Source organism: Halomonas sp. A40-4 (assembly GCF_015767635.1).
GTDB lineage: Bacteria > Pseudomonadota > Gammaproteobacteria > Pseudomonadales > Halomonadaceae > Vreelandella > Vreelandella janggokensis.
In genome coordinates, this window is record NZ_CP065230.1 from 3,073,746 (window position 1) to 3,091,156 (window position 17,411).

General features: G+C 56.2%; 17 protein-coding genes. 7 read left to right on the forward strand and 10 right to left on the reverse strand.

Features of this window, described 5'->3' with window-relative positions; genetic code table 11:
- Position 1 precedes the first annotated feature (1 nt).
- Entirely contained in the window at positions 2 to 1,912 is a 1,911-nt protein-coding gene (locus IT895_RS14380) for a DUF294 nucleotidyltransferase-like domain-containing protein (protein ID WP_199283885.1), read from the reverse strand.
- Positions 1,913 to 2,116: 204 nt separating this feature from the next.
- The gene (locus tag IT895_RS14385; RefSeq protein WP_085917241.1) at positions 2,117 to 2,506 is read right to left on the reverse strand and encodes a DUF4168 domain-containing protein; all 390 of its coding nucleotides are present in this window, start codon (positions 2,504 to 2,506) and stop codon (positions 2,117 to 2,119) included.
- Between the two features lie 141 nt (positions 2,507 to 2,647).
- Between IT895_RS14385 and IT895_RS14390 the strand changes: the two genes are divergently transcribed.
- Together IT895_RS14390 and IT895_RS14395 are read left to right on the forward strand one after the other, a co-directional pair.
- Entirely contained in the window at positions 2,648 to 3,586 is a 939-nt protein-coding gene (locus IT895_RS14390; RefSeq protein ID WP_199283886.1) for a DMT family transporter, read from the forward strand.
- A 25-nt stretch (positions 3,587 to 3,611) separates the two neighbouring features.
- Entirely contained in the window at positions 3,612 to 4,385 is a 774-nt protein-coding gene (locus IT895_RS14395) for an EAL domain-containing protein (RefSeq protein WP_441316940.1), read from the forward strand.
- 62 nt (positions 4,386 to 4,447) lie between these two features.
- On the opposite strand, the gene mtgA is transcribed toward IT895_RS14395, so the two are convergent.
- The 4 genes from mtgA to IT895_RS14415 form a co-directional block, all read right to left on the reverse strand.
- Positions 4,448 to 5,170: a monofunctional biosynthetic peptidoglycan transglycosylase gene (gene mtgA, locus IT895_RS14400; RefSeq protein WP_199283887.1), complete on the reverse strand. Its 723-nt coding sequence runs from the start codon at positions 5,168 to 5,170 to the stop codon at positions 4,448 to 4,450.
- A 10-nt stretch (positions 5,171 to 5,180) separates the two neighbouring features.
- A complete protein-coding gene (gene fghA, locus IT895_RS14405; protein WP_085917238.1) occupies positions 5,181 to 6,035 on the reverse strand; it encodes an S-formylglutathione hydrolase in 855 nt (284 codons plus the stop codon).
- Between the two features lie 72 nt (positions 6,036 to 6,107).
- Complete coding sequence (locus tag IT895_RS14410) at positions 6,108 to 7,217, reverse strand: S-(hydroxymethyl)glutathione dehydrogenase/class III alcohol dehydrogenase (RefSeq protein WP_085917237.1); 1,110 nt, start codon at positions 7,215 to 7,217, stop codon at positions 6,108 to 6,110.
- Between the two features lie 55 nt (positions 7,218 to 7,272).
- Entirely contained in the window at positions 7,273 to 8,253 is a 981-nt protein-coding gene (locus IT895_RS14415) for an MBL fold metallo-hydrolase (protein WP_233337266.1), read from the reverse strand.
- Positions 8,254 to 8,455: 202 nt separating this feature from the next.
- Here IT895_RS14415 and IT895_RS14420 point away from each other — a divergent pair, with 202 nt between their 5' ends.
- Both IT895_RS14420 and IT895_RS14425 read left to right on the forward strand, forming a co-directional pair.
- Positions 8,456 to 9,352: a LysR family transcriptional regulator gene (locus IT895_RS14420; protein ID WP_199283888.1), complete on the forward strand. Its 897-nt coding sequence runs from the start codon at positions 8,456 to 8,458 to the stop codon at positions 9,350 to 9,352.
- A 152-nt stretch (positions 9,353 to 9,504) separates the two neighbouring features.
- Positions 9,505 to 10,155 (forward strand): hypothetical protein, encoded by a 651-nt coding sequence (locus IT895_RS14425; protein WP_199283889.1) that lies wholly within the window; start codon positions 9,505 to 9,507, stop codon positions 10,153 to 10,155.
- A gap of 88 nt (positions 10,156 to 10,243) precedes the next feature.
- Here IT895_RS14425 and rpoD read toward each other — a convergent pair whose 3' ends face one another.
- The 3 genes from rpoD to rpsU all read right to left on the reverse strand — a co-directional run bounded on the left by rpoD (position 10,244) and on the right by rpsU (position 14,571).
- Positions 10,244 to 12,088 (reverse strand): RNA polymerase sigma factor RpoD, encoded by a 1,845-nt coding sequence (gene rpoD / locus IT895_RS14430; protein ID WP_085917234.1) that lies wholly within the window; start codon positions 12,086 to 12,088, stop codon positions 10,244 to 10,246.
- Positions 12,089 to 12,307: 219 nt separating this feature from the next.
- Complete coding sequence (gene dnaG / locus IT895_RS14435; protein ID WP_199283890.1) at positions 12,308 to 14,164, reverse strand: DNA primase; 1,857 nt, start codon at positions 14,162 to 14,164, stop codon at positions 12,308 to 12,310.
- Between the two features lie 191 nt (positions 14,165 to 14,355).
- A complete protein-coding gene (gene rpsU, locus IT895_RS14440) occupies positions 14,356 to 14,571 on the reverse strand; it encodes a 30S ribosomal protein S21 (protein WP_008956349.1) in 216 nt (71 codons plus the stop codon).
- Between the two features lie 199 nt (positions 14,572 to 14,770).
- On the opposite strand from rpsU, the gene tsaD reads away from it, so the two are divergent.
- Positions 14,771 to 15,820, forward strand: coding sequence for a tRNA (adenosine(37)-N6)-threonylcarbamoyltransferase complex transferase subunit TsaD (tsaD, locus tag IT895_RS14445; RefSeq protein ID WP_199283891.1), 1,050 nt, complete (start codon positions 14,771 to 14,773; stop codon positions 15,818 to 15,820).
- Between the two features lie 10 nt (positions 15,821 to 15,830).
- Here the strand turns inward: tsaD and plsY are convergent, their stop codons facing one another.
- Positions 15,831 to 16,403 (reverse strand): glycerol-3-phosphate 1-O-acyltransferase PlsY, encoded by a 573-nt coding sequence (plsY, locus tag IT895_RS14450; protein ID WP_085917289.1) that lies wholly within the window; start codon positions 16,401 to 16,403, stop codon positions 15,831 to 15,833.
- A gap of 80 nt (positions 16,404 to 16,483) precedes the next feature.
- Here plsY and folB point away from each other — a divergent pair, with 80 nt between their 5' ends.
- On the forward strand, positions 16,484 to 16,864 hold the full coding sequence (gene folB, locus IT895_RS14455) for a dihydroneopterin aldolase (RefSeq protein WP_199283892.1): 381 nt from the start codon (positions 16,484 to 16,486) through the stop codon (positions 16,862 to 16,864).
- Complete coding sequence (gene folK, locus IT895_RS14460; protein ID WP_085917230.1) at positions 16,861 to 17,406, forward strand: 2-amino-4-hydroxy-6-hydroxymethyldihydropteridine diphosphokinase; 546 nt, start codon at positions 16,861 to 16,863, stop codon at positions 17,404 to 17,406. Before folB ends, folK begins: the two co-directional genes overlap by 4 nt.
- The last annotated feature ends 5 nt before the right edge of the window (positions 17,407 to 17,411 follow it).

Genomic DNA, 17,411 nt, shown 5'->3' on the forward strand with positions numbered 1-17,411 from the left:
GTTAGCGACCCGCCCGGTTTGATGGCACGGGATAGCGGAACTTCAGAAATTTTTGCGCATTGCTGAGCACCTGAAAGGCATCTTTCAAGTTGTGCCGTTCACTATCGGCCACGTTCTCCGGCTCGATATTATTGTCGGGTACGCGCTCTTCCTGCAGATCGATCACTTGATGGCGGATGCGCGACATGCACATGAACTCAAAGGCATAGCTCAACTTGTCGCTCATGCCGGTGGCCAGGAGTTGCGTATTGGCAATGTCGTCCAGCCGTTGGAAAGTGTTCTGGGCTTTTGAGCCGCAGGCCAATGCATGTACGCGAATCAAATCAACCATCGGTGCTGTTCCACGGCGCTTCAAGTTGATGGAGTTATTATGCTTGCCGTCTTTTTCCATCACAAAGGTCCGGAAAAAACCCAGCGGTGGCGTTCGATTCAGGGCGTTGCGCGCCATGGCGGCTAAGAAGAGCGGTGACTGGGGAGCTTTTTCAGCAATCAGATCCTGGAGCGCTTCTACAAAAACATCTTCGCCATAGAGGCTATCAAGATCGAAAAAGATCGAGCTGTGCAACAGCCTTTCCGGGGTCGGGTTATTGATCCAGTCGGTAAAGTAGCTTTTCCAGACACTCAACGGCTGGCGCCACTGTGAATTGGTCGCCATCACGTCGCCCTTGCAGTAGGTATAACCACAGGCATCCAGGCCCTCACTCACAAAGTCCGCCAGCGCCTTGAAATAGTCGTCGTGCTCTTCAGGAACAAAGTCATCCGACAGAATCAGCGCATTATCCTGGTCGGTGACAATACTCTGCTCATTGCGTGCCATCGACCCGTTGACCATGAAACAGTAGGCCACCGGCGGCGGTCCCAGTTTTTCCTCGGCAAGCTCCAACAGACGGCGCGAAAAACTGCGTCCTATGGTCGAGAGTGCACTGCCCACCATGTGGGAGTTGGCCCCCTCCTGCACCATCCGGACAAAGGAGGCACTCACGTCAGGTGCCAGACGCGCCAGTCCCTCAATGCTCGACTGGTGAAAAATATTGCTCACCAGGTAAAGTCCGCTGTGGGTTTCATAGCGAATGATATCGGAGAGGTGCACCACCCCCATGGGTCGCTGACGATAAAGCACCGGCAGGTGATGAACGTTGTTACGCAGCATGGTAAGCATCGCTTCGTAGATCGAAACGTCCGACTGAACCGTGATAAGCCGTGAAGAGACCACCTCCCCTACCGCCGTTTGAGGCGAAAGCCCTTCAGCCACGACCCGGGTGCGAAAGTCGCTATCGGTCAAGATGCCGCATACCTGCCACGTTTGCCCTTCGCTGTCCTTGAAGCTGTAACGCGGATTGGTGCTGCCTTCTTTGAGCACCAGAACGGCTGAGGCTTGTGCATGGCTGACCTGTTGAGCCGCTTGCTGCACTGTGGTCGATGCTTCCACCATAACCGGGTAACGCGCCACCAGCTTGCGAATCCGCGTGACCATCATGTCGTTGGATTTCTTTTGCTGCTCTGCGGCAGTTTCCAGTCGCGGACGTTCCACTTCAACAAAGTCAGCGAAGTCCTCATCCTCTTCGCACAACTGCTGAAATACAGTTTTGGGGATAAAGTAAAGCAGCGTGTCTTCAATAGCTTTGGCAGGAAAGCGCACCTTTTGGTTACGCAATAAGCTGAAGTGGCCAAAGATATCGCCTTCCCCCAGCCGGTTATAGAGATCACCCTGCCTTCGATACACCTCGACCGCACCGCTACGGATATAGCACAGGTCGGACATCGTCTCGTTCAGCGCCAGAATATCACTGCCGGTCTTGAAGTAACTGACTTCGACGCTACTGGCGATTTCATCCAGCAAGCTGTCCGAAAGCCTATCGAAAGGGGGGTGCTGCCCCATATGCTGACGTATTTCTAGTAGTTCGACGTCCATGCTCTCTCCCCAGACCGTATAACCGGACTTCAACGTGACCTCGTATCCACGTTGATACGGGCATTTATACAAGTGTGGCGCGAAGCAAAAGACGCGTAAACCCTAACCATGAAAAAGCCCGGCGCTTTCGCGCCGGGCTTTGCAACCGCTACATAGCGATGTCATGGAATGACGTTACAAGCGGGTGCAACGCTCAAAGACTGCTTACGATTCCGCCATTTCCTGAACACGCTGCATCATTTCAGGATCTTGCTGGATTGTTTGACCAATTGCGTTGAACGTATCAACATCTAGGCCACTGTCTTCGACGACTTCGATCATCCGGTCATTGGCTTCGGTGCGGACTTCCTGCTGAGCGGCTTCATCATCGGCTTCCTGCAGACGCTCAGTGTATTCCTGAGAGATGACCGCGATTTCTTGTGACGCATCGGCAAACTGTTGCAGCTGTTCATCAGAAAAATCTTGAGTCGGTGCTGCTTCTTGGGTGGCCATTGAGTCCTGCGTAGACTCTTGATCCTGCTGGGCATGAGCCGTTGCCGTCATCAGGCCAGTGGCGAGCAGTGCGGCAGAAAACAGGGCAGTCATACGTTGCATAAAAAAACCTCGGTTAACACGTTATGAATGTGGTTTATGTGACGCGGACATAGCGTCGAGGTTCAACCTTTTAAGTAAAGTAATGTAACAAAAAGAATATCAAGTCACTCACCCCCAGCCAAATTAGACATTGAGAGCCTTATGAAAGGTGTTATATCGCTCGTACGCCAACGGGATGCCGCGTCACTCGGATTACTCGCCATGCCTGTACTGTTTGTGCTGCTTTGGAGCACCGGCTTTATTGGCGCCAAGTTCGGCCTTCCCTACGCAGAGCCCTTCACGTTTCTATTTATTCGCTTTGTGATGACGGTGCTACTGCTGACGCCGCTGGTATGGATACTTAAAATATCCTGGCCTTCATCACCCAGGTTATGGACGCATATCGCCATTTCAGGTCTCCTTGTTCACGGCACCTACTTAGGTGGCGTTTTCTATGGGATTTCCCTTGGCATGCCTGCCGGCCTGGCTTCGCTGTTGGTCGGCCTGCAACCCCTGCTGACGGCGGCCTGCGCCGGCCCGCTGTTGGGCGAGCGCCTGGCAAAACAACAATGGCTGGGGCTGGGTTTGGGTTTGCTCGGCATCAGTGCCGTGTTGGGCAGCCAACTTGATCTGGGGCAATCGCTATTCAGCGGCTTTGGCCTGGGTGCCTTGTTGAGTGTCCTGGCCGCTTTAATGGGCATTTCGCTGGGTACGCTTTACCAGAAACGCTTTTGCACGCGTATGCCGCTGCTTTCTGGGGCCGTCATTCAATACCTGGCTGCGGGCGGGGTATTGGGCATTGGGGCGCTGTTATTCGAGACCCGGGACGTCACCTGGTCACTCACTTTTATCTTGACGCTGGGCTGGTTAGTACTGATTCTATCGATAGCCGCTATCCTGCTGTTGATGGCGTTAATCAAGCGCGGCGAGGCATCTCGGGTAGCAAGCCTGTTTTACCTAGTGCCACCCGTTACCGCACTACAAGCGTGGTGGCTATTCGATGAACGGCTTTCCTGGATAGGGCTTGGCGGGATGTTCATTGCCATTGTCGGCGTCGTACTGACGGTGCGCAAACCCGCTGCCAAAGTGTCACCAACATAACGATATAGAAATTCTCAGGGCTAGTATGAAGACGTCTGAATATCACCATTGCGCGCGAGTGGATGGCCGCTGTAACCGGTGCGATACCCCGGTGCCTTTTGCCTTCACCATGGCCTTTCAACCCATTGTCGATGTCGCTGCGCGGCAGGTGATTTATTACGAAGCGCTAGTGCGGGGACCCGATGGCGAGTCGGCGGGATCGATTCTGGGAAAGGTCACCGACGATTTGCTCTATCGGTTTGATCAAGCCTGTCGCATTAAAGCGATTGAATTAGCCAGCGCGCTAGGGATGCAGGCACGTTTATCGATCAACTTCCTGCCTAATGCTGTTTACGAGCCGGAGGCGTGTATCCAGGCGACCCTGGAAACCTCTCAGCGAGTGGGATGGCCCACCGAGCGACTGAACTTCGAGATCACCGAGACCGAGCGCGTTCAGGACCGGCAGCACATGCGTAACATTATCGAAAGCTACCGCGCGATGGGCTTTACCACCTCCCTTGATGACTTCGGCAACGGCTACGCAAACCTGGATCTGCTCACCGACCTGCGCCCGGACACTTTGAAAGTTGACCGTGAGATTGTCATGGACTGCAATAGCAACAAGCGCCGTCAGGCGATTCTGCGCAGTCTGGTGGCCCTGGCGGATACGCTGGGCACTCAATTAGTAGCGGAAGGCGTGGAAACCCGTGAGGAATCGCGCTGCTTAATGGCGTTGGGCATCCCGGTACAGCAAGGTTACTACTTTGCCCGCCCGCAACTGGAAGCGCTTGCGGTTATCGACGACACCCTTTACGACTGATTTAGCCAGGCGGTCCAGGCAGGCGACTCTTTGCCGCCGCCTGTGGTGACCCCACAATGTCATCAATCGACGATGTGTCGTAAATAGTCGGCACCACCCAGGTTACGCATCTGTTGGCGCACCCATTGGCTACGCTGCTCCACCTGAGGGCTTGGACGCGAGGCACTGCGTGTTCGCGGGCTAGGTAATATGGCTGCCAGCAGACTGGCCTGGCGATCTGTCAGCGCGTCGGCCGGGACACCAAAGTAGTGCTGCGCGGCCGCTTCTAACCCAAACACCCCGGCGTCCCACTCGGCGACATTAAGGTAGACTTCGAGGATTCGCTGTTTGCCCCAGATCAGCTCAATAAGCACGGTAAACCAGGCTTCGAGTCCTTTACGCGCCCAGCTTCTGCCCGTCCATAGAAAAACGTTCTTGGCGGTTTGCTGACTGATGGTACTGGCTCCCCTCAAGCGCCCACCCTCCATGCTGGCCCGCAAGGCGCGGCGTAGCTCAGTGATATCGAAACCGTAATGATGAGGAAACCGCTGGTCTTCTGCCGCCATGACCGCCACTTTTGCAGAATCGGCAAGTTGTGGCCAGCTCCGCCATTCCCGCTGCAGCTGTATCGGCTCGCTGTGAATCCAGCTCTGGATTTTACGCTCCACCATGACCATTGATCCCGGTGGGTGCACCACTCGAAACAGCATCACCAGGCTCACTGACAGAACCACAAACAGAAATACGCCACGCCATACCCACCACCATAGCCAACTGAATGAGCGACGTAGCGTACGTTTCAACATGAAAGCTTCCTCACCGTTTCAACAAGTGGTCGGCATGGTAGCGAAGATGGTCATCGATAAAGGTCGCAATAAAGAAGTAGCTATGGTCATAGCCAGGTTGCCGACGCAGAGTCAGAGGATGGTCGTGCGCTTCGCACACGGTCTCAAGGCGTTCGGGCTTGAGCTGCTCTTCAAGGAATTGATCGGCTTCTCCCTGGTCGATAAACAGCCGCTGCCGCGAAGCGCCGTTAGCCACCAGTTCGCAGGCATCGTACTGGCGCCATTGTGCCAGATCGTCACCCAGGTAGTTGGAAAACGCCTTTTCTCCCCACGGACAATTCATCGGGTTAACGATCGGGGCAAATGCCGATACGGAACGAAAGCGCCCTGGATGGCGCAATGCCATGATGAGTGCGCCATGGCCGCCCATCGAATGCCCGCTGATGGATTCGCGACCGTTCACCGGAAAATGCTGACGAACGACCGATGGCAGCTCCTCAATCACATAATCGTACATACGGTATTGCGGCTTCCACGGTGCCTGGGTGGCATTGACGTAAAAGCCCGCGCCGGAACCCAGGTCATAGCTATCGTGTTCGCCGGGCAGGTCAGTACCACGCGGGCTGGTATCGGGACAGACGATCGCGATACCCAGTTCTGCCGCCAGGCGATGCGCACCCGCTTTTTGCATAAAGTTTTCGTCGGTGCAGGTTAGTCCCGAGAGCCACCATAACAGCGGCACCCGCTCTTCCTCCGCTTGAGGTGGCAAATAAACCGCGAACACCATGTCGCAGTCCAAGGCGCGAGAGTAATGCCGATAACGTTTATGCCAGCCACCGTGGCTGCGGTTGGCCGACACTAATTCCAGGGTTTCACTCATGCTCATGAGCAGGCTCCTTTAAAGCAGTAAGCGCGGCGGGTCTCCCCGCCGCGCCCCTTGTTGTAGGCACTATCATACTCAGTAATGCAGGACGGTACGAATACTCTGGCCTGCGTGCAGTAAATCGAAGGCCTCATTGATCTTCTCAAACGGCATATCATGAGTAATAAAGTCGTCGATATTGATCTCACCGTTCATATAACGCTCTACATAGCCCGGCAGTTCGGTACGGCCTTTCACACCACCAAAGGCGGAGCCTTTCCAGACCCGACCGGTCACCAGTTGGAAAGGCCGTGTGGAGATTTCCTCACCCGCACCGGCGACCCCAATGATGATCGATTCGCCCCACCCTTTGTGGCAGCACTCCAGCGCGGAACGCATGACATTGACGTTGCCGATGCACTCAAAGGAGTAATCCACCCCGCCATCGGTCATGTCCACCACGACCTGCTGAATCGGGTCGCTGTAATCTTTCGGGTTCACGAAGTCCGTGGCACCAAACTGCTTGGCCAATTCGAACTTGTCCGGATTGACATCGATAGCGATGATTTTCGACGCCTTGGCCATGGCTGCGCCCTGAATGACCGCCAGGCCGATCGCGCCCAGGCCAAATACGGCAATCGTCGCGCCAGGTTCCACTTTGGCCGTGTTCATGACGGCCCCAATGCCGGTGGTCACGCCACAGCCCAACAGGCAGATTTTATCCATCGGCGCCTCTTTGGACACCGCTGCCAGGGATACTTCGGGCAGCACGGTATATTCGCTGAACGTGGACGTCCCCATGTAATGGTGAAGCATCTTGCCATCCAGGGAAAAGCGCGAGGTGCCATCGGGCATGACCCCCTTGCCCTGAGTGGCACGAACGCTACCGCACAGGTTCGTCTTGCCCGACAGACAGAATTTGCACTGTCCACACTCGGCCGTATAAAGCGGAATGACGTGATCACCGGGCTTGAGACTGGTGACACCCTCGCCAACCTCCTGCACCACACCGGCACCTTCGTGGCCCAGCACAGAAGGAAAATTCCCCTCTGGATCAGCGCCTGAAAGCGTATAGGCATCCGTGTGGCAAACGCTTGTCGCCGCCATCTTGACCAGCACTTCACCCGCTTTGGGCCCTTCTACATCAATCTCGACAAGCTCTAAAGGCTTGCCCGCTTCCAGTGCTACCGCCGCACGTGACTTCATTACTATTGCTCCTCTACAGCCTATCTGTTCACGCCACTCAGTCCGGGCGCATGGTTCACTCTTCGTCGGACGTGACAGGTTGATACTCAATGGGTAGCCACTGATAACCCTCTTCATCCTGAATAATATGGCCTATGCCAGGAAACGGCATATGCGCCCCGGCCACCCAGTGCTTGCCTTCGACCGCCTCTTCAAGCACGGCTTGGCGGGTTTTAATGGCCTGCTCGGGGTCAGAGTCAAATTCGATGGCGACCGTGGGATCATCAAACTGTACGCCGTAACTATGCACCACATCGCCCCACACCAGCATGGCATCATCGTCTCCACTCAGCATAAAGCTGGTGTGACCGGGGGTATGCCCATGGGTATCCTCGGCCACGATCCCCATCAGCATCTCATCACCCGGCTCAAAGGGTGTGAACCGGTCATCCTCTATATAAGGCGCAACAGCGTCCTGAGCCATCTCGAAAAAGGCACGCTGGCCTTCATCGGCCGCTTCTGCACGCGACTCGCTCAACCAGAAATCGGCGTCCTGCTGGCTGGCCCGCAACTCGGCGTTGGGATAAACAGCTTCGCCGTCACGGGTCAACCCGCAAACATGGTCGGGGTGAAGATGGGTCATCAGGATAGTATCCACATCTTCTGGCTGGTAACCGGACGCACGCATGTTGTCTTCAACATGCCCAAGTGTCGGGCCAAAACACGCAGATGAACCCGCATCCACCAGAACAAGGTTCTCCCCAGTATTGATCAGAAAAGCATTAACAGCGGTTTGAACGCCATCTTCGGAGTCGATGAACAACGCATTCAGGTGCTCACGTATCTCCGCTTGCTCCATGCCTTTTAGCAGTTGTGTTTCAATCGCCGTATAGCCGTCGTACAGCGCCGTGACTTCATGGTCATCAACCATCATCCTGAACCAGCCTGATACCTGCTCCGGCCGTTGGTCAGGGGCCGCCACCGCGCTTAGCGAGGTTCCCATGGCCAGCAACAGTGATGCCTTGCCTACTCGTGGAATCCATACATGATGAGACACTCGTCATCTCCTTAGCCTACGAAAAAATCCGCCACGGCCGATAAACCTGCCCGCAGCGATTGCGCATTTACTTTACAACGCTGGTACGCAATGCCCTAACTAGTCACAGTGTAGGTCAGCTAGTCGGCAGGGATAAACCGGGATACACTCATAAGATTATTGCCACTGTGCAACAATCCATTTAACAGCAGGTAAGCTCCTTATGCAGCGCTGGGATCGAATTGAAGCTTTCATTGAGGTAGTCCGCCTGGAAAGCTTCTCGGCGGCAGCGCGCCACCTCAAGGTATCAACCTCTCACACCAGCCGCCTGGTCAGCCAGCTCGAAAATCAGTTGGGCGTTCAGTTGCTGTACCGCACTACCCGCCAGATCCGCTTGACCGATGCCGGCTCTATCTATGTGGAACACTGTCGGCACCTGTTCGACGGATTGCGTGATGCCGAACAGGTGTTGAGCGAACAACAGGGCAAACCTCACGGCGTGTTGAAACTCACCTCAGCGACGACGTTTGGAGAGCGCTATATCGCGCCGCTGGTCAACGACTTCCAGTGCCTGCACCCGCAGTTGGACGTGCAGATGCACTTTACCAACCGTCCGGTCGAGTTGATTGACGAAGGCTTTGATATAGCGATTCGCATGGGGGTGCTCAAGGATTCGAGCATGATTGCGCGTCGCCTATGCAAACGCCGCGAATATATTGTCGGCTCGCAAGCCTACTTTCGCCAGGCGACCCGGCCGCATACGCTGGGCGAGCTGAGCCAGCACCGCTGCCTGGTGGGCTCGCGACCCAACTGGCTGTTTGAGGTCAATGGCCAGCGACGTGAAGTCAAGGTCAACGGTTGCTGGCAGGCCAACTCAGGACCAGCCCTGCTCGACGCCACACGGAAGGGCCTTGGCCTTGCGCAACTACCTGACTACTACGTCGCACCTTATCTTGCCAGTGGAGAGCTGGTCGCCGTGCTGGAACCCTTTCAGCACCATGATACCGGGGTATGGGCGGTTTACCCCCACCATCGGCATCTTTCACCCAAGATACGCCAACTGGTGGATTATCTTGTCGAGCATATTGATCAGGTGCTACCTGACACTCAATGGCGTTAACCCCTCACCCAGGCAAGGTCGACATCCGAATCGCGACAACGGCATGCTAGTTCGACGTGCGGTCACAGAAAGATGACGATATAATGAACGTCCATCCAGGCATGTTTTTTCTTTCTGCTTAGCATAACTGCTTACCCACAAAGGACGTTGGTATGTCGCCTCCCTTTTCCTGGCCAATCGGCTTTCAAACCCTCTTTCTACGTGCCGTGCTGTACGTATTATTTATTGGCGCTATCGCTCAAGGTGCCTACTTAGAAGCGCTGTATCTTCCCGATATCCGCTTTTCAGAACTTGGTTTTACCGAATTTACGCAGACATTGGTGTTGGCTACATGCTGCGCGATGCTGATCTACATTCGGCAGGTACTGAAGGTGTGGCCCACCGTTACATTGCTGCTTCTTGGGTTCGTGGCCGCTTCTCTGGTGCGCGAACAAGATCACTTTTTGGATACTTATGTTGCTGACAATACCTGGAAAGTGCTTGTTGCACTGATCATCCTCCCGACCCTCGCTTGGGTGGTTAAACAGCGTCAATGTTTTCTCGAGGAATTCGCCCATTACAGCAATACCTTCGCCTTTGGCTTGTTCACGGCCGGTGTACTTACCACCTACATTTTCTCGCGGTTATATGGGCGACAGGAATTCTGGAAAGCGATTCTTGAAGATAGCTACTCAGGAACTTTCAAGAGCGTCGCTGAAGAAGTGGTTGAGCTGCTCGGTTACAGCTTGATTCTTATCGCTACTTTGGAGTTGTTATTGCTTGCTCGCCGCGTTTATCAAGCGCGCAAGTTGTCGTCGCTATAGAGCCACCGCACTCGCCATACGAAATCACCATAAAAAAGCCCGCCGTTCGATGAACGGCGGGCTTTTTGATGCGGTATGAAACGCCTTGTTATTCGTCGAGGAACGAGCGCAGTGGCTCAGAACGACTCGGGTGACGCAGCTTGCGAAGCGCCTTGGCTTCAATCTGGCGAATTCGCTCACGGGTCACATCGAACTGCTTGCCCACCTCTTCAAGGGTATGGTCGGTGTTCATATCGATACCAAACCGCATGCGCAGCACTTTGGCTTCACGCGCCGTCAAGCCGCCCAACACATTACGCGTGGCTTCGACCAAACCTTCGCCAGTTGCCAAATCGATTGGCAGCAACATGGTGCCGTCTTCGATAAAGTCACCCAGATGCGAGTCGTCGTCATCGCCAATGGGCGTCTCCATGGAGATGGGCTCTTTGGCAATCTTGAGCACCTTGCGGACTTTATCCTCCGGCATTTCCAAGCGCTCACCCAGCTCTTCCGGGGTCGGCTCGCGGCCCATTTCCTGCAGCATCTGACGCGATACGCGGTTGAGCTTGTTGATCGTTTCGATCATGTGCACCGGAATACGGATAGTACGAGCCTGATCGGCAATCGACCGGGTAATCGCTTGGCGAATCCACCAGGTGGCATAGGTCGAAAACTTGTAGCCACGGCGATATTCGAATTTGTCGACCGCTTTCATCAGGCCAATATTGCCTTCCTGAATCAGATCCAGGAACTGCAAACCGCGATTGGTATACTTCTTGGCAATCGAGATCACCAAGCGCAAGTTGGCTTCCACCATCTCTTTCTTGGCACGGCGGGCTTTCGCTTCACCAATCGACAGCTTGCGGTTGACCTCTTTCAGGTCAGACACTTTCAGCTGCACCATGTCCTCTTCAAAGGCAATCTTGCGCTGAGAGCGGGCAATATCGGCGCGCAGTGGCTCCAGACGATCAGCGTACTTGGGCTGCTCGGACTGAAACGCATCCAGCCATTTCGGGTTTGACTCACTCCCCGGAAACGACTTGATAAAGGTTTTGCGCGGCACCTTGGCTTTCTTCACGCACATCTGCATGATAGCTTTTTCCTGAGCACGCACCTGCTCAATGCTAATGCGTACCTGCCCCACCAACCGCTCGAAATGCTTGGGCACCAGCTTGATCGGGGAGAACAGCACCGCCAGACGCGCCTGCTCCGTTTTCAGCTCGGCACTACCACGACCGTATTGGGCAAAAGCCGCTTCTACCGCTGCGTTCTGCTCACGAATCTGCTCGAAGCGCGCACGCGCCTCTTCGGGATCCGGGCCGCCTTCGCTCGCGGTGGAGTCATCATCTTCGTCGTCGCCTTCGACGTCTTCATCAACTTCTGTCACGGGCTCTGGCTCGGGCACTTCTGCTTCCGCCACGCCAGGGATACCTTCATCCGGGTCGATAAACCCAGAGAAGAGGTCGGATAACCGACCGGGAGCCTCTTCGTCCTGGGTCGCGTCGTAGGCGTCCAGAATAGAGGCCACGGCACCAGGCAAATAGGCCAGCGCCGACATGACTTCGCGTGTCCCCTCTTCAATCCGCTTGGCGATTTCGATCTCGCCTTCACGGGTCAAGAGTTCAACCGTGCCCATCTCACGCATGTACATGCGGACAGGGTCGGTGGTGCGACCGACGTCGCTTTCCACGGCGGCAAGGGCCGCAACGGCCTCTTCCGCAGCGGACTCGTCCGTGGAGTGATCCGACATCATCAAAGTGTCTTCATCTGGCGCTTCTTCAACGACACTAATACCCATGTCGTTGATCATGCCAATGATGTCTTCCACTTGATCCGGGTCGGCGATATCCTCGGGTAGATGGTCGTTGACCTCGGCATAGGTCAGGTAACCCTGTTCCTTGCCGCGCGCGATCAACTCCTTCAGACGCGACTGCTGCTGTGCATTTCCAGCCATAGAAACCCTATCTCGACGAAGAAGAATGAAGCACCTGAAGCGCTGACATAAAACCTAACAAGCCTAACATTATAGCGTGATTGGCTTGAGTTTTTCCAGTTTGTGTATTTGCGCTGTCATTCAGGTGTGTTAGGTTGATTAGTTAGCCACTTTTTAACCCGTGGCAATTGATTTGGAGGCGGTACAGTGATAATTCAACCCGCCTCTTTGCAAGTAGCGTCAATGTGGTCGCTGAGACAGCTCCATTACCAAGCTTGCCAGACGCTGGCGCTGTGTTTTATCGAGCTTTTGTCCATGACGCTCTTGCGCCAGCAATGCTTCATATTCCTCTCGCGGCGATTGTTGGCGCTGCAAATGTTTAAGATGTTCCACCAATCCCGTTAGCTCTGTTTCCCGCGTCGACCGGGGAATCAGCAGTTCACGCTTTGCGAATTCAGCCAGCCGCGAGCCCTCTACACTGCCTTGAAAATGCGCCAAAACCACCTGAGGACTGCGATAACGCCCAGCCCGCAAGAGCGCCAGCAACTCTCGGCATAGACGCACATCACTGCCTTCCGGCCCGTCACTACCCGGCAACCATGCATCATTCTCTGGCAGGCTCGTCACCAGGCCGGGCTCGTGAAGCAGGAGCTGCACAATACGCCCAACCGGCGACAGCGCTTGCTCCCGAACTGTCGGACGCGCTGGAGCGCTCTGCGGCCTGGAACTCTCAGCACTGGAGGATTCAACTGCCTCCCCGCGAGTCTGTTGCTGGCGCGCTGCCGCCTCGACACGCTTTTCCAGCAACTCTTTCAACTGCTCCTGAGTCAAACCACTACGCTTGGCAAGCGCCTCGAGCATCAATGATTTGAGCATGCCATCCGGCACTTTTTTCAATGCCTCAAGCACCCGACTGGCAAACCGCTCGCGCCCTTCCACGGTATTAAGGTCACGGTCCTGGGCTGCCTGCTCAAAGAGAAACTCAGACAGCGGCATCGCACAGGTGACACGGTCCTGGAAAGCCTCGGTTCCTTCGCGGCGCACCAGCGTATCCGGGTCATCGCCTTCCGGCAGAAACAAGAACCGCGCCTCTCGGCCGTCGATCATCATCGGCAGCGCGGTTTCGAGTGCCCGACTTGCCGCCTCGCGGCCAGCCCGGTCGCCGTCAAAGCAAAACACCACGCGCCCGACGAGACGGAAGAGGCGACTCAAGTGATCTTCCGTGGTGGCCGTACCAAGAGTGGCCACGGCATTATGAATGCCATATTGCGCCAGGGCGACAACGTCCATATAGCCCTCGACCATCACCAGTTGCTCAAGCCTGCTGGAGGCTTGGCGGGCTTCATAAAGGCCATAGAGCTCCCGCCCTTTATGAAACACGGGCGTTTCCGGAGAGTTAAGGTACTTGGGCTGACCGTCACCCATTACCCGACCACCGAAAGCGATTGTACGACCGCGCAGATCACGGATCGGGAACATTACCCGGTCACGAAAGCGGTCGTAAGTGCGCCCTGTGTCTTCACGGTGAATCAACAGACCATATTCAATCTGCACCGACTCACTGATACCCCGCTCGCTCAGGTGTTGCTTGAGCGCTTCCCAGCCCCCTGGTGCATAGCCAATGCCGTAGTCACTGATGACATCACTGGAAAGACCGCGTTCGTGCAAATACTGCTTGGCATCCTGCCCTTCCTGCATTTTCAGCCGCTCGCGGTAAAAGCTGGCGGCAAGCTCAAGCAGATTAACGCCTTCTTTACGCTTTTTTTCGCGTTGCTGGGCGCGCGGATCGTCAGCCCCTTCTCGGGGCACTTCAACCCCCAAGCGCCCGGCCAACTGCTCAACCGCCTCGGGAAACGGCAACTTGTCGTATTCCATCAAAAAACGCAGCGCATTGCCGTGCGCCCCACAGCCAAAGCAGTGATAGAACTGCTTGTCAGCGCTCACCGTAAACGAAGGGGTTTTTTCTTGATGGAAAGGACATAGGCCCGAGTAGTTGCGACCTGCTTTTTTTAGCTGTACACGCTCACCAACCACTTCCACCACATCAACGCGGCCGAGAAGATCGTCGATAAAACGCTGTGGAATTTGGCCAGCCATGGATGCAGGCATCCTCGCGCGGGGCGCTGATTCGCGAACCTAATGTCATCAGACACTATCGTCATGAGGGACGATGCCTGATCACCTTAGACACGCTTGGATAAACGCAAAACAAGCGGCCACCTAGATGGCGGCCGCTCGGCATCCCTCTAGAAACACACCATGAGTGACATAGCGTGTTTCGGTACGGATCAATAGAGCCGTTCGAAACGCTTTTGTTCACGCTGAACTTTCTTGGCGTGACGTTTTACGGCCGCAGCCGCTTTGCGCTTGCGCTCAGCAGTCGGCTTCTCATAGTGCTCGCGACGACGTACTTCAGAGAGAACGCCGGCTTTTTCGCAAGAACGCTTGAAGCGACGCAGGGCGACGTCAAACGGCTCGTTATCACGTACTTTTACAGAAGGCATTAAGCACTCACCTACCTTAAGGAGTCTTGAGTTCGGATAGTACGCACACCGTTACGCATGTATGCGAGCACAGTGCACGACTCAGTTTTACAGCGCACAATATTCTAATCCTGCTGGGCACGCTTTGCAAATGCTAACACCCACTCGCCATTAGGAATGCTAGAATAGGCCACCTATTTTTTCACAGAGTTATTGTCCTATGCGCGTACTGGGCATTGAAACGTCCTGCGATGAAACCGGCGTCGCCATTTACGATTCGTCGCTGACCGGCGGCCAAGGTCTGCTCGCCGATGCGCTTTACAGCCAAATTGCCATGCACACCGATTACGGTGGCGTTGTGCCAGAACTGGCCTCACGCGACCATACCCGCAAACTGCTACCACTTATTGAGCAAGTTCTTGCCGACGCCGGGCTCGAGCGCCACGACCTTGATGGTATCGCCTATACCGCTGGACCTGGCCTGGTCGGCGCGTTAATGGTGGGCGCCAGCACCGCCCATGGCATGGCCCGCGGACTGGGCATTCCCGTGCTTGGCGTGCATCACATGGAAGGCCACTTACTGGCTCCCATGCTCGAGGACGACGCCCCCGACTTCCCGTTTGTGGCGCTGCTGGTGTCCGGCGGCCACACCCAACTGGTAAACGTGCAGGGGCTAGGCCACTACCAGCTTCTCGGCGAGTCGGTGGACGATGCCGCTGGCGAAGCCTTCGACAAAGCCGCCAAAATGCTCGGGCTGGCCTACCCGGGCGGCCCCCACGTGGCGGCGCTGGCCGAACAAGGGAACCCTGAGCGTTTTCGCTTTCCCCGCCCAATGACCGACCGCCCGGGACTGGACTTCAGCTTTTCCGGGCTGAAGACCCACACCCTCACCGCTATTCGCCAGCTGGAAATGGCAGACAAGCTGGACGACCAGGCCCGGGCTGACGTTGCCCGCGCCTTTGAAGAAGCAGTTGTCGACACCCTGGTCATCAAGTGCCGTCGGGCGCTGGATCAAACCGGCCTTAAGCGGCTGGTCGTGGCGGGCGGTGTAAGCGCCAATCATCGTCTCCGCGAACGGCTCGCCCAGGCCTGTGAAAAACGCCAGGCAAAGGCCTACTATCCGCGCGGACGTTTTTGTACTGATAACGGTGCCATGATCGCCTATGTGGGTGCCCAGCGACTCGTCGCCGGCGAGCAGGACGCAAGCGGCATCATGCAGGCCACACCGCGCTGGCCGCTCGCCGACCTGGCGGCACCGACCACGCCTTAGCCGCCGCCTCTCAGGAGCCTCCAAATGGCGGCTCCTCACCGCGCTTCAGCCGACGAATATTCAACGCATGACGGGTCAGCACCAGCAAGCTGAACCCGCCAACCACCAGCACATAAGATGGTGCCAGCCAGCTGCATACCAGCGGCGCCAGCATAGCGCTCCAAAGCGATGCCAGCGCGGCTGTTTTCAGCCGCCAGGCAAGCAGGGCCCAGACCAGGGCACTGATTAGCGCCACAGCGGGCACCAATACCAGTAGCACGCCGAACGCACTGGCGACTGCCTTGCCACCGCGAAACCCATGCCATAACGGGTAGCTGTGGCCCAGCAAGACGGCCAACCCCACCATCCCCTGAAGCCAGACGGGAAAGCCCAGCAGCTTGGCGGCGAGCACCGCCGGCATGCCTTTCAGCGCATCGAGCAGCAGCGTGGCTGCCGCCAGACGGGCGCCGTACAGGCGCAGCACGTTGGAAAAGCCTGGGTTGTGCGAGCCGTGCTGCCGGGGGTCGGGCACCCCTGCCCAGCGGCAGACGCTAAGTGCCGCCAGCCAGCTACCGCTCGCATATCCCACTAGTATCCATATCATGCCATTGTGCTCGCGTTGGCTACTGTTGCTGAGCGCTCTGCTCACGTACAATCGCTCGCTCGTTGTGTTGGGGAAGGCTCATGGACCGCATTTTCATCGAAGCGCTTGAGGTAGATACCATTATTGGCGTCTACGAATGGGAGCGCACCATTCATCAGTCACTGCGTCTGGATTTAACGCTGGCGACCGATATTCGCTCGGCGGCGGCCACCGATGACCTTCGGCTCACGCTGGATTACGCTGCCATTTGCCAGCGTATTCAACAGTTTGCTGATACTCATCAGTTTGCTCTGGTGGAAACCTTCGCCGAGCGCCTGGCCGCCTGCCTGCGCAATGATTTCCCGATCAGTTGGCTGCGACTTACCGTCCACAAACCCGGCGCCATCCCCAATGCACGCAGTGTCGGCCTGGAAATCACCCGCGGCACGCTCCCCGACGAAACCGGAGCAACCACCCAATGAGCTTAGTGACCGTGAGCCTGGGCAGCAATATCGAGCCCGCCAGACACATTCGCTTATGCCTTGATGCGCTGGCCGACACCTTCGGTTCGCTTGAGGTATCCCGGGTGTTCGAGAGCGAACCCGTTGGCTTCAGTGATCGGCGCAATTTTTTCAACCTGGTGGTGGCGTTTCATAGCGACTGGACACCCGGTGAGCTACAGGCCTGGGCCAAACAACTAGAGGCCAACCATGGCCGAACGCCCGACACGGCAAAATACAGCCCCCGCGCGCTAGATATCGACCTGCTGACGGTGGGTGACGCCTGCGGCATCGTTGACGGGATCACGCTTCCCCGCGCCGAAATCAACTACAATGCCTTTGTCTTGCAGCCCTTGGCCGAACTCCTGCCCACACACTGCCATCCCCACTGTCGCACCCCTTATGCAACGCTCTGGGCAGCCTTTGAACTGGGCGCTCAGCGCTTATGGGCAATTGATTTCGAATGGCAAGGCACATGGATTTCCCAGGCCGACACACCACTCCGTCAGGCGCTGGCCCGATAAGCCCG